A 12,435-nucleotide genomic window follows, 5' to 3' on the forward strand; every position below is an offset into this window, starting at 1 on the left:
TTAAAATGAAAATCATTTATGAAGACTTTAAGGAGGCATTATCTAAAGTAAAAGTGCTAAGAGAAAACGCTAATATAATAGAAGAAACTGTTCAAAGAAGTGTAAGAGAAATCATTAGAAATGTAAGGGAAGGGAAAGATGAAGCTTTATCTTTCTATACAAAAAAGTTTGATGGTGTAGAGATGAAAGATTTTCGTGTAAGTGAAGAAGAAATACAGCAAGCGAGTATGTTTGTAACGAATTCATTTTTAGAAGCTTTAAAAGAGGCGAAGAAAAACATTGTTTCGTATCACGAAAAGCAAAAGAAGCACTCAATATTCGATTGTGAAAGTAAAGGCATAATTAGAGGGCAACTCATTCGGCCGTTAGAAAATGTAGGTGTATATGTACCGGGTGGGACAGCCTCATATCCTTCTTCAGTATTAATGAATGTATTGCCGGCGAAACTCGCAGGTGTAAAAAAGATTGTAATGGTAACACCGCCGAGGAAAGGAGGAATTGATCCGCATATATTAGCTGCTGCAAATCTTGCGGGAGTAGATGAAATTTATACGATAGGTGGCGCGCAAGCAATTGCTGCTTTAGCATACGGGACGGAATCGATTCCGAAAGTGGATAAAATAGTTGGACCGGGAAATTTGTATGTCGCTCTAGCGAAGCGAGAAGTATACGGAATAGTAAATATCGATATGATTGCTGGTCCATCAGAAATTGTAGTTGTCGCGGATGAAACAGGTAATGCAAAATATATCGCAGCGGATTTATTATCGCAAGCAGAGCATGATGAGAGAGCAACGGCGATTTGTATTACAACGAATATGGAACTAGCTAAAGAAGTAGAAAAAGAGATAGAAAGACAGTTAGAAATGTTACCAAGAAGTGAAATTGCACGTGAATCAATAAATAGAAATGGAGCCATCTTTATCGTTCCTTCTTTAGAGGAGGCACTAAAGTTATCAAATGAAATTGCTCCAGAACATTTAGAGTTACATATAAAAGAACCGATGAATGCTCTAGATTATGTGAAACATGCAGGTTCTATTTTCCTTGGGTCATATGCACCTGAACCGCTCGGGGATTATTTAGCGGGACCGAATCATGTATTACCAACGAGCGGAACGGCAAGATTTTTTTCTCCGTTATCAGTCGATGATTTCGTGAAAAAATCAAGTTTTATTTCTTATACGGAGGAAGCATTAAAAAATGTACAGCATCACATTGTAGAGCTTGCAAATAAAGAAGGGTTACATGCACATGCGAGAGCAATCCAAATAAGGTTTGAGGAGGAAAAATAATGCGTCAGTCCAGTCAAGTACGTGAGACGACAGAAACAAAAATTAAATTAAATTTGCAGCTTGATGAAAGTACAAATGTATCTATTCAAACAGGGGTTGGTTTTTTCGATCATATGCTTACTTTATTTGCTAGACATGGAAGATTTGGATTGCAAGTTGAAGCAGAAGGTGATGTATTTGTCGATGCACATCACACCGTTGAAGATGTTGGAATTGTACTCGGAAATTGCTTGAAAGGAGCATTGCAAAACAAAGAGGGAATTAATCGTTACGGTTCTGCGTATGTACCGATGGATGAATCTTTAGGATTTGTCGCAATTGATATAAGTGGACGCTCATATTGTGTATTTCAAGGGGAATTAACAAATCCGAAGCTCGGGGATTTTGATACAGAATTGACGGAAGAATTTTTTAGAGCAGTCGCACATGCTGCCAATATTACATTACATGCGCGCGTTCTATACGGAAGTAATACACATCACAAAATTGAAGCATTATTTAAAGCTTTTGGTAGAGCGCTTAGAGAAGCGATCGAAAATAATGCCAACATTACTGGTGTAAATTCAACGAAAGGGATGTTGTAATTGATTGCCATTATAGATTATGGAATGGGGAATATTCGCAGTGTAGAGCAAGCATTAAAATATATTGGGGCAGAGTACATTGTAACGAGTGATAAAGAAGAGATATTGAGAAGCGATGGCGTGATTCTACCGGGAGTAGGTGCATTTCCGAAAGCGATGGATGTATTAGAAGAAAGAGATTTAGTGTGTGTACTAAAAGAAGTTTGTGACATAGGAAAACCACTCCTCGGTATATGTTTGGGCATGCAACTTTTATTTGAACGAAGTGAGGAACTAAAAGATTGTAGCGGGTTAGGTTTACTACCAGGTGAAATTCGTAAGTTAAAAGTTTCGTATAAAATTCCTCATATGGGATGGAATGAATTAAGGAAGGAAAGAGAATTTTCGCTTTGGAATGGATTAGTGGATGGTTCTTTCGTGTATTATGTTCACTCATATTACGCGGATTGTCCAGATGAAATTGTATGCGGAGTAAGTGATTATGGAATGCAAGTACCAGGGTTTGTCGCGAAAGGAAATGTATTTGGTGCACAGTTTCATCCAGAAAAAAGTGGCGAAATTGGCATGCAAATATTAAAAAATTTTCAAGGAGTGGTAGAAGCATGGAAATCTTCCCAGCTATCGATTTAAAAGAAGGGCGATGCGTTAGACTTTATCAAGGAGAGTTTAGTAAAGAAACGGTGATGAATGAAGATCCGGTAGCGCAGGCGATCATATTTGAAAAGCTTGGAGCGGAAATACTACACATTGTTGATTTAGATGGTGCAATTGCTGGCGAGTCGTTAAATTTGCCCGTCATTGAAAAAATCTGCAAGGCGGTACGTATTCCTGTGCAAGTGGGAGGAGGAATTCGTTCACTTAAAGCGGTGGAGAAGTTATTGTCAGCAGGTGTAGAAAAAGTGATTTTAGGAACAGCAGCTCTTTATAATAAGTCATTTTTAGAGGAAGCAGTTCGTCTATATAAAGAGAAAATCATTGTTGGAATTGATGCGAAAAATGGTTTCGTAGCAACGAGAGGTTGGCTTGATCTGTCTGAAATTTCTTACGTTAGTTTAGCGAAACAAATGGAAAGTTTAGGTGTTCAAACGATTGTGTTTACAGACATTTCGAAAGACGGAACGCTTGCAGGTCCAAATTTTGAACAATTAGCGATACTTCAAAAAAGTGTGGGCATTCGTCTCATCGCCTCTGGAGGAGTGGCATCTATTCAAGATGTGAAAAAGTTAAATGATATGAATATATATGGTGTCATAATTGGAAAGGCGCTTTACGAAAAAACGATTGATTTAGAAGAAGTGTTACAGGTAACGAAGTTATGTTAGCGAAACGAATTATTCCATGTCTAGATGTGAAAGAAGGGAGAGTCGTAAAGGGTGTAAATTTTATAGGATTACAAGATGTCGGTGATCCGGTTGAAATAGCTGAAGCATATAACGAGGCAGGGGCAGATGAAATCGTATTTTTAGATATTACGGCGACTCATGAAGGAAGAAAAACGATTATAGATGTTGTAGAAAAAACAGCAGCTAAAGTATTTATTCCTCTTACGGTTGGCGGGGGGATTTCAAGTGTGAAAGATATGTACAATTTACTAAGAGCTGGAGCAGACAAAGTTTCAATAAACTCAGCGGCAGTGCGAAACCCGAAGTTAATAGAAGAAGGGGCAGAACACTTTGGATCACAATGTATTGTCGTGGCAATTGATGCTAGAAAAGTAGCAGAAGGTAAATGGAACGTATATGTCAACGGCGGAAGAGTTGACACAGGAATGGATGCCATAGAATGGGCGAAGCGTGTTGTTAAACTTGGAGCAGGTGAAATTTTGTTAACGAGTATGGATGCAGATGGAACGAAAAGCGGATATGACCTTCGTTTAACAGAAGAAATTTCAAAAAGTGTTTCCATTCCAGTCATCGCATCAGGGGGCTGTGGTCATACGGATCACATTATAGAAGTTTTTCAAAAGACAACAGTTGATGCAGCGTTAGCGGCATCCATCTTTCATTATGGTGAGGCGACAGTGCAGAGTGTAAAGCGAAAATTAAGAGATGCAAATGTTGAGGTGCGGTTATGAAACCTAATTTTTCAAAAGGATTAATACCAGCAATTGTCATCGAAGAAGGTATGAAAGAAGTTTTAATGCTAGCTTATATGAATGAAGAAGCATATGAAAAAACGTTAGAGACGAAAAGAACATGGTTTTATTCTCGTTCGAGGCAGTCGTTATGGAATAAGGGGGAAACATCAGGGAATGTTCAATATGTGCAATCTTTATATTTAGATTGTGATCAAGATTCAATTGTTGTGAATGTGAAACAAGTAGGACCTGCTTGTCATACGGGAGAGAAGACATGTTTTCACTATCAAATTCTATAGGGGGATACATATGGAAAATGCCTTTAAGTTGCTGTATAAAACAATTGAAGAACGAAAGGAAAGCCCACTTCCTGAATCGTATACAAATTATTTATTTTCAAAAGGAGAAGATAAAATTTTAAAGAAAATTGGTGAAGAGTGTGCTGAAGTAATTATCGCATGTAAAAATAATGATAAAGAAGAAGTAGTGAAAGAAATGGTTGATGTATTTTATCACTGTTTCGTTTTATTAGCTGAAAAAAATATTACATTGGAAGATGTCATGCGAGAGGTGAAAGAACGAAATGGAAAGCTTTCGAGAGTTGGGGATAGAAGGGAAATAGATACATTATAAGGGGGAATGTATATGAAAGTAGATTATCATCTTCACTTAGAAGAAGGACCGTATTCAATAGGATGGCTTGCTAAAATAAATGAAGCGCTGGAATGTTATGAACCGCTTCAAGAAAGGCATTCTATTGATTGGCTTATGAAAACACAAGAGCGTTTGAAAAAGCGTGTGAAGGAAGGGCCATTTACAACAGAATGGATGGACCTCTATTTAGAAGAAGCTGTGCGAAAAGGTATAACAGAAGTTGGGATTGTTGATCATTTATATCGTTTTCATGAAGCGAAAGGATATTATGAAAAATATGTAGATATTAGTGATTCTAAGCTCGGTCGTATACAGAAGGAATGGTTAGATCAAGTAAGGGTAGTTTCACTGTATGATTTTACAAAGGTCATTGAAGAGGCGAAAGAACGATGGAGTAAAAGAGGTGTCACACTTAAACTTGGAATTGAAGCGGATTATTTTATTGGTTGTGAAGGAGAGTTAAAAGAATTATTAGCGCTAGGAGACTTTGATTATATAATTGGTTCCGTTCATTTTCTAAATGGCTGGGGATTCGATAATCCAGATACGAAAGAATATTTTGAGAAGCATGACCTACGCGCATTATATGATATGTTTTTTAAAACAGTTGAGAGTGCGATTCGTACTGAGTTATTTGATATTATCGCTCATCTTGATAATATAAAGGTATTTAATTATCGATTGGATGAGAATGAACAGCTTTCTTATTATGAGGAAATTGCCTGTGCGTTAGTAGAAACGAATACGGCAACAGAAATAAATGCAGGATTATACTATCGCTATCCTGTTCGTGAAATGTGCCCAAGTCCACTATATTTACAAGTATTAGCTAAGTATGGTGTTCCAATTACGATTTCTTCGGATGCCCATTATCCAAATGATTTAGGGAATTATGTACAAGAAAATGTACAAACATTACTAGCTCACGGTGTTACTCAGGTTGCAACATTTACGAAGCGAGCAAGAGTAATGAGGTCGCTTGAAGAAGAAGTAACAAATTCAAAATGAAACGCAATTTTTTGATGAAAACCGTCCTTTTTGTTCAAAATAAGAAAGAATGAAAAGGAGGGTAAGAAATGGCGAAACAACAAAATAAACAAAATGTACAAGGTACACAGCAACAAGCTTATACTTCTGAAACGAATGCTGCATCTCAATCGGTTATTGAGGAGCAAATTAGCGATACGGTTGCAGAAGGAACTATTGATGTGAAGCTTGGAAAAGAATCGCAGGAAAAAGCGTAAGAAAAGGGGAGAGTTGCATCTCCTCTTTTTTCATGGAAAAGTGTCGATTTTTAAAACTATAATCAAATTCCTTGGTTTTTATATGTGGATTTCTTACAATGAAATATAAGAGATATCTTATTTTCTATAGAAGAGGTGTTAGTAGTGGCAAAAATATTAGTAGCAGGAAAAATTCCGGAAATTGGATTAGAACTATTAAAAGATCATGATGTAGAAATGTACGATAAAGAGGAGTTAATTTCTATAGATGAATTAACAGAGCGTGTAAAAGATAAAGATGCATTGTTAAGTTTACTTTCGACAAAGGTGCCAAAAGAAGTTATTGATGCAGCACCTCATTTAAAGATTGTTGCAAACTATGGTGCTGGTTACGACAATATTGATTACACGTATGCGGGTGAAAAAGGAATTGCAGTTACGAATACACCGAAAGTATCAACGGAAGCGACTGCAGAATTAACATTTACACTTCTTTTAGCAGCGGCGCGTAGAATTCCTGAAGGGGATACGTTATGTCGTACGACTGGATTTAACGGATGGGCACCGTTATTTTTCTTAGGACGAGAAGTCCATGGTAAGACAATCGGAATTATAGGTCTTGGAGAAATCGGGAAGGCTGTTGCAAAACGTGCGAAAGCATTTGGAATGGATGTTTTATATACAGGGCCAAATCGTAAGTTTGAAGCTGAAAGTGAACTGGGAGCAACGTATGTGACGTTGGAAGAATTATTACAAACAGCAGACTTTATTACAATTAACTGTGCTTATAATCCAAAATTACATCATATGATTGATGAAGAACAGTTTAAAATGATGAAGAAAACAGCGTATATTGTAAATGCTTCACGTGGACCAATTATGAATGAAGCAGCACTTGCTCATGCATTAAAAACGAATGAAATTGAAGGAGCAGCTCTTGACGTGTTTGAATTTGAACCGAAAATTACAGAAGAGCTAAAAGAATTAAAGAATGTAGTACTTGCTCCACACGTAGGGAATGCAACATTTGAAACTCGTGATGCGATGGCTGAAATGGCTGTCAGAAATATTTTAGCTATATTAAACGGCGAAGAGCCAGTAACACCTGTAAATCAAAAGGTATTAGTTACAAAATAAAAAGAAACCTTCCGGACTCGGAAGGTTTTCTTATTTTTCTTTATTCGCTTTTTTAGACGGTCTTTGTCTAATGAATTGAGATAACATGTACAAAATATATAGTGGAATGGCAATGAATAAGAAAACAGAAAAATTTCCAAATCCTGTTTGATACATTGTAATAATGATTCCAACTAAAAATAGTGTAATAATGATGCTATATCGTGGAATTGGTACATCTTTTAAACTTGGGATACGAATGCGGCTCACCATTAAAAATGCGAACGTTACAAATACGGTAATAAGAACGATTTTTGGAATGGTATGTGAAAATAATGTTAAGAAAGCAACAAGCCCTCCCGCTGCTGTAATCGGTACTCCAGTGAAATATTTCATTGAAGTAGAAGATGGTGTTACATTAAATCGTGCTAAACGATATGCTCCGAAAAGAGGGAATAATCCCGCTATGTATAATCCGATGATTCCGTAGTTTGAGAAAGATGTGTAATACATTAAAACAGCTGGTGCTGCACCAAATGTTACGACATCTGCAAGCGAGTCGAGCTCTTTTCCCATTTGTGAATCAACACGTAATAAACGAGCAACACGACCATCAAGACTATCTAACATCATCCCGATAAGTACTAAAATAGCAGCTGATTTATAATATCCTAAAGATGCATAGCCGATTGATAAAAATCCGCTATATAAATTTCCGAGCGTAAATAAGTTTGGAATAGCTGCTCTATACAAAATCTGATCCCTTGCTTTCTGTAATAAATTCTTAATTAGTGTATGAAAGTTTACTTATTTTATCATACCATAAATTTATTCCTCATACGAAAGAAATTACCAATTTGTGAAAGATTTCATAGAAGGATGGTTTGAAAATTAAGTGAAAATAAAAACAGGAAGCAACTTGTATAAAGTTGCTTCCTTTACTATTCAAATTTCGTTGTCATCGTTCCGGTTTTATATCGATTATTAGGATCGAAGCGTAACAAATCTCCATAAATTAATTTATCGGAGAGTTTTAATTCTGTTTTTGCTTTTTCAATATACGGCTGACATAGCGCCATGTCAGCTTCTTCACCTGTACTTCTTTTGTAGCACATATTTTTTGTATAAACATACTCTTCAGAAACAAAGCTACCATCACGCATTACCATAAGCGGATCTTTCTCTTTAATAAATAAGTCAGTTCCAAATTCAACGGATTTATTTGTTTTAATACCAAGTAAATGAAAGAGCGTTGGCTTAATATCAATTTGACCGGATACTTTAGAAACAACTTTTCCTTCTTGGCCAGGCACATGAATAATAAGAGGGACTCGTTGTAATTGCATAGAATCGAATGGTGTAATAGTATCTTTTCCTAGGAACTGTGCAATAGCTGCGTTATGGTTTTCGGAAATACCGTAATGATCACCATAGATGACAATAACGGAATTATCATACAATCCTTCTTCTTTTAATTGTTTAATAAATAATTTAAGAGCTTCATCTGTGTAACGAACAGTTGGGAAGTAGCGGTTTACAACACCACTTTCCGAGTTGAATTCATCAACATATTGATCTTCCGGATTTAGAAGAAACGGAAAATGATTTGTTAATGTAATAAATTTTGTATAGAACGGTTGCGGTAAAGATTTTAACTTTGGAATAGATTGTTCAAAGAACTCTTTATCTTTTAATCCCCAACCGACAGACATTTGCTCCGTTCCTGCGTAATCATTTAAATTAAAGTAACGATCATATCCAAGCGCAGGATACATTACATCCCGATTCCAAAACGTTTTATCATTTGAATGGAAGACAGCAGAAGAATATCCGTATTTCTTTAATTGTTCTGGTGTCGCTGTGTATTCATTTGTTGCATGAGTAAAGAATACAGAACCACGATCTAGCGGATAAAGTGAGTTTTCAACGATAAATTCAGCATCAGAAGTTTTACCTTGTCCAGTTTGATGATAGAAGTTATCGAAATAGAAACTATCCTTAATAAATTCATTTAAAAATGGTGTAATTTCTTTTCCATTTATTTTTTTATTAATAACAAAGCTTTGTGTAGATTCCATTGAAATTAAAATTACATTTTTACCTTTTGCAGCTCCAAATAAGTTTTTATCAACTTGTTTGTCTTTTGAGTCTGTATAGTTTTTAATTTCAGAAAACCCATCCCCACTTGCAAATACACGCTCAGCTGAAGACTTGGATTGAAGCGTAATATCAAATAGATGATATGTGTATAAACCTAAATTCTTCACGACAGTTTGACGGTCAAATGAGCGTGAGAACATTTGTGGTTTATAAATAACTGATACAACAATTTGTAGTGCTAATAAAGCTGTTACACCGCTAAAGAAAGTTCGCTTCTCTGAGCGGGAAAGTGGTGTTTTGTCGCCAAATGATGGGAATTTACGCGAAATAAACATTAAAATAATTGCATCTGCAAATAAAAGTAATGTTTTGTACGTAAAGAGTTCTTTTATACTTGTCCCTAAATCAGCCATATTGTTTGTTTGGAATAAAACCGGGAAAGTAACGAAATCGTTATAGAACCCATAAAACATTGCGTTTCCAAATAAAATAAATGACAGTATAAAACTGATTCCAATTATAATTCGGTTTCGGTGCTTAGATGCAAGTAAAGCTAAGCCGAAAAATAAAAGTAACGCAGCTAGTGGATTGATAAAAAGCATGAATTCTTCAAAGAAATTATCAATTTTAATATCAAATGCTAGCTTGTACACAATATATGTTTTAATCCATAGTAAAACGACTGCAACGAGTGCAAATCGCAGTTTTGGAAACAGATGTTGTAGCATAATATACTCCTCTCCTAAAAAGCATGACAGTTCTTGAGAGTCAGTTTGCTTAACGACTCATTTTATATATACGAACAGTCCTTTGTTATTATGATTATTATACTATGAGTATCATTATACGAAAATAAAAGAAGGTTGTGGGCTTTTTTATAATAATCGAGTAGAAAAAGAGTGGTGGGAGACAATAAAACAGAATTTCTATGTATGATAATTATCGTACGCAGAAAGAATCGCGTGATAATACGGAGGTTATAATGCGAAAATTATTATGTTTTATAGCATGCAGTAGTGTTGTACTTTTTACTTCACCGAGTGTGTCGGTAGCCCAATATGATCCACCTCTTATGGAAGATGCACTTTATTCTGTTTTATTTCCAAAAATAAATAAAGCAATTGAAAAACAATATGGAAGTTTGAAACCTTATCAATGTCCTAAAATTATTAGTTTAAAAAAAGTGTATAGCGGTACATATTTATTTCAAGCAAGTATTGAAGTGACAAAGTATGAACGTGTTGCTGGGAAAATTGCTCCACCATTTGAGAAGGTAACGATTACATTTAATAACGAAGAAGGCGAATGGGAAGTGACAAAGATTTCAGTAAAGCGCTTACCAAACGATACCAAACTAAACTGTAAAAAAACAATATAAAAAATTGTTTGACAAATAAAATGGTCCTTTGGTATTGTTAATAGCAACAATTAGATGTTTGAAAATTAAATAGACTTACCTCATCTACTCTCAAAGGTAGAGGCCGCGATAGGAAAGAGTAAGCTATGGGAGATTTAATGGAATCTGTGATCATAGGTTGAAAGGGACTATTGCCGAAATATAAGAATAACCATCTTATTCATATATTGGGACTGCATTGAATAAATGTAGTACTGTCATAAGATTTATTTTATGGAGAGCTATTTGGAGATGTTGATGCGGTTTCTTATTTTGAGGAGATAACAACTCGTTTATTTTTTCAATATATATTTTTCCTAATAAGAAACGCGTGTGAACATTGTTCCGCGCGTTTTTTGTCTATCTAAAAGCGTGCTGCAATGAATAGAAGATTGGGGTTATGAGTTTTAGAGGAAATAAGGGAGGAATTTAAATGTATTTACACGGCACAAGCCGAATTAATGGGCAAGGACACTTAGAAATTGGAGGGTGCGATACGACGCAGCTAGCAAAGCAATACGGAACACCACTTTATGTATACGATGAAGAGTCTATTCGAGGAAAATGCCGAGCGTTTCATCGTGCTTTTAAAGAAAGTGGTTTCTCTTATCAAGTAGCATATGCAAGTAAGGCGTTCTTGTGCATGGAGATGTGCCGAGTAGCTCGTGAAGAGAATATGTCATTAGACGTTGTTTCTGGGGGAGAATTATATACTGCGCTCCAAGCAGGATTTCCAGCATCACGTATTCATTTTCATGGAAATAATAAAACAGAAGAAGAGATAGTGATGGCTCTTCAGGCGAATATTGGTTGTTTTGTCGTAGATAATTTCTTTGAATTAGAAGTTTTACACGATTTAGCGATGCAACATGGAAAATTTGTGAACATATTAATTCGTGTAACGCCTGGAGTAGAGGCGCACACACATGAATATATTACAACAGGCCAAGATGATTCGAAATTTGGATTTGGCGTTTCAAACGGTCAAGCGATGCAGGCAATTGGATTTGCTTTACAAAAATCAAATTATAATGTGCTAGGGATTCATTCACATATCGGATCGCAAATATTTGAAACAGCTGGTTTTGTTCGAGCAATTGAAGTTCTTCGCCAATTTTTAGAAGAAGTGAGAGAGCAAACAAACTATGTAGTAAAAGTGCTAAATGTAGGCGGGGGATTTGGAATACGCTACACAGAGTCGGATACACCATTAACTCTTGAGACATATGTGCGAGCTGTAACAAGTGCAGTGAGAGAACAATTTACTGTATGTGAATATCCATTGCCAGAAATATGGATTGAACCAGGCCGTAGCATTGTAGGTGATGCTGGGACAACAATTTATACAGTTGGATCTGTGAAAGATATTCCTGGTATTCGGAAATATGTATCAGTCGATGGTGGAATGACAGATAATTTAAGACCTGCTTTATATAGTGCGCGTTATGAAGCAATGTTAGCGAATCGAGGGAATGATGAGAATGAGGAACTCGTTTCGATTGCTGGGAAATGCTGTGAGAGTGGAGATATGTTGATTTGGGATATTCATTTACCAAAAGTCGCTTCTGCTGATTTACTAGCAGTTTCCTGTACAGGAGCCTACGGGTATTCGATGGCGAATAATTACAATCGGATTCGAAGACCAGCCGTTGTCTTTGCAAAAGGCGGAACATCGCAAGTAGTTGTGGAACGCGAAACATATGAAAATATTATTGGGAACGATCGCATACGTATTAAAGAGCTTGTCTAAATAGGAAAAGGAGTTGTTCGAATGGGCAATTCCTTTTTTATAAAATAAAATAATTAAAATATATCGGAAAACTAGGATTGAAAAAAATCAGAATTGTGATAAAATACAAATACAAAGCTTATCAAGAGAAGCGGAGGGAACTGGCCCGAAGAAGCTCGGCAACCTGCTTATAGAAAGCAAGGTGCTAAATCCAGCAAAATGGGATCCATTTTGAAAGATAAGGTAAAATATATTACCGAA

At 36.0% G+C, this 12,435-nt stretch carries 14 protein-coding genes and 2 riboswitches; of the genes, 12 read left to right on the top strand and 2 right to left on the bottom strand.

What is annotated here, in order from left to right; genetic code table 11:
* Positions 1-5 precede the first annotated feature (5 nt).
* The 10 genes from hisD to F3I02_RS16685 all read left to right on the top strand — a co-directional run bounded on the left by hisD (position 6) and on the right by F3I02_RS16685 (position 6,970).
* Positions 6-1,295 carry a histidinol dehydrogenase gene (gene hisD / locus F3I02_RS16640; RefSeq protein WP_000692518.1) on the top strand — a complete coding sequence of 430 codons (1,290 nt, stop codon included), beginning with the start codon at positions 6-8 and terminating at the stop codon, positions 1,293-1,295.
* Positions 1,295-1,879 (top strand): imidazoleglycerol-phosphate dehydratase HisB, encoded by a 585-nt coding sequence (gene hisB / locus F3I02_RS16645; protein ID WP_196478190.1) that lies wholly within the window; start codon positions 1,295-1,297, stop codon positions 1,877-1,879. Before hisD ends, hisB begins: the two co-directional genes overlap by 1 nt.
* Positions 1,880-2,509, top strand: a complete 630-nt coding sequence (gene hisH, locus F3I02_RS16650) for an imidazole glycerol phosphate synthase subunit HisH (protein ID WP_000560354.1) — start codon at positions 1,880-1,882, stop codon at positions 2,507-2,509.
* Positions 2,482-3,201: a 1-(5-phosphoribosyl)-5-[(5-phosphoribosylamino)methylideneamino]imidazole-4-carboxamide isomerase gene (hisA, locus tag F3I02_RS16655; protein ID WP_000402292.1), complete on the top strand. Its 720-nt coding sequence runs from the start codon at positions 2,482-2,484 to the stop codon at positions 3,199-3,201. The genes hisH and hisA overlap by 28 nt, the downstream gene beginning before the upstream one ends.
* The gene (gene hisF, locus F3I02_RS16660; protein ID WP_000880109.1) at positions 3,195-3,953 is read left to right on the top strand and encodes an imidazoleglycerol phosphate synthase cyclase subunit; all 759 of its coding nucleotides are present in this window, start codon (positions 3,195-3,197) and stop codon (positions 3,951-3,953) included. The genes hisA and hisF overlap by 7 nt, the downstream gene beginning before the upstream one ends.
* Positions 3,950-4,255 carry a phosphoribosyl-AMP cyclohydrolase gene (gene hisI / locus F3I02_RS16665; protein WP_196478191.1) on the top strand — a complete coding sequence of 102 codons (306 nt, stop codon included), beginning with the start codon at positions 3,950-3,952 and terminating at the stop codon, positions 4,253-4,255. Before hisF ends, hisI begins: the two co-directional genes overlap by 4 nt.
* A gap of 10 nt (positions 4,256-4,265) precedes the next feature.
* Entirely contained in the window at positions 4,266-4,589 is a 324-nt protein-coding gene (gene hisE / locus F3I02_RS16670) for a phosphoribosyl-ATP diphosphatase (protein ID WP_000426357.1), read from the top strand.
* A 12-nt stretch (positions 4,590-4,601) separates the two neighbouring features.
* Positions 4,602-5,618 (top strand): histidinol phosphate phosphatase domain-containing protein, encoded by a 1,017-nt coding sequence (locus F3I02_RS16675; RefSeq protein ID WP_196478192.1) that lies wholly within the window; start codon positions 4,602-4,604, stop codon positions 5,616-5,618.
* 68 nt (positions 5,619-5,686) lie between these two features.
* Positions 5,687-5,854 carry a YozQ family protein gene (locus F3I02_RS16680; RefSeq protein ID WP_001118886.1) on the top strand — a complete coding sequence of 56 codons (168 nt, stop codon included), beginning with the start codon at positions 5,687-5,689 and terminating at the stop codon, positions 5,852-5,854.
* A gap of 144 nt (positions 5,855-5,998) precedes the next feature.
* Positions 5,999-6,970 carry a 2-hydroxyacid dehydrogenase family protein gene (locus F3I02_RS16685; RefSeq protein WP_046945103.1) on the top strand — a complete coding sequence of 324 codons (972 nt, stop codon included), beginning with the start codon at positions 5,999-6,001 and terminating at the stop codon, positions 6,968-6,970.
* Positions 6,971-7,000: 30 nt separating this feature from the next.
* Here the strand turns inward: F3I02_RS16685 and pssA are convergent, their stop codons facing one another.
* Together pssA and F3I02_RS16695 are read right to left on the bottom strand one after the other, a co-directional pair.
* Positions 7,001-7,702 carry a CDP-diacylglycerol--serine O-phosphatidyltransferase gene (gene pssA / locus F3I02_RS16690; RefSeq protein ID WP_000285417.1) on the bottom strand — a complete coding sequence of 234 codons (702 nt, stop codon included), beginning with the start codon at positions 7,700-7,702 and terminating at the stop codon, positions 7,001-7,003.
* A 188-nt stretch (positions 7,703-7,890) separates the two neighbouring features.
* Positions 7,891-9,777 (bottom strand): LTA synthase family protein, encoded by a 1,887-nt coding sequence (locus F3I02_RS16695; protein WP_000939081.1) that lies wholly within the window; start codon positions 9,775-9,777, stop codon positions 7,891-7,893.
* 254 nt (positions 9,778-10,031) lie between these two features.
* Here F3I02_RS16695 and F3I02_RS16700 point away from each other — a divergent pair, with 254 nt between their 5' ends.
* Entirely contained in the window at positions 10,032-10,427 is a 396-nt protein-coding gene (locus F3I02_RS16700; RefSeq protein WP_001228752.1) for a DUF3888 domain-containing protein, read from the top strand.
* Positions 10,428-10,516: 89 nt separating this feature from the next.
* A riboswitch (Lysine riboswitch) is annotated at positions 10,517-10,698 on the top strand.
* A gap of 180 nt (positions 10,699-10,878) precedes the next feature.
* The gene (gene lysA, locus F3I02_RS16705; protein WP_000280643.1) at positions 10,879-12,195 is read left to right on the top strand and encodes a diaminopimelate decarboxylase; all 1,317 of its coding nucleotides are present in this window, start codon (positions 10,879-10,881) and stop codon (positions 12,193-12,195) included.
* A gap of 115 nt (positions 12,196-12,310) precedes the next feature.
* Positions 12,311-12,419, top strand: a riboswitch (SAM riboswitch).
* Positions 12,420-12,435 lie beyond the last annotated feature (16 nt).

The sequence above is a fragment of the Bacillus sp. SRB3LM genome (assembly GCF_015712745.1).
GTDB classification, from domain to species: domain Bacteria; phylum Bacillota; class Bacilli; order Bacillales; family Bacillaceae_G; genus Bacillus_A; species Bacillus_A thuringiensis_K.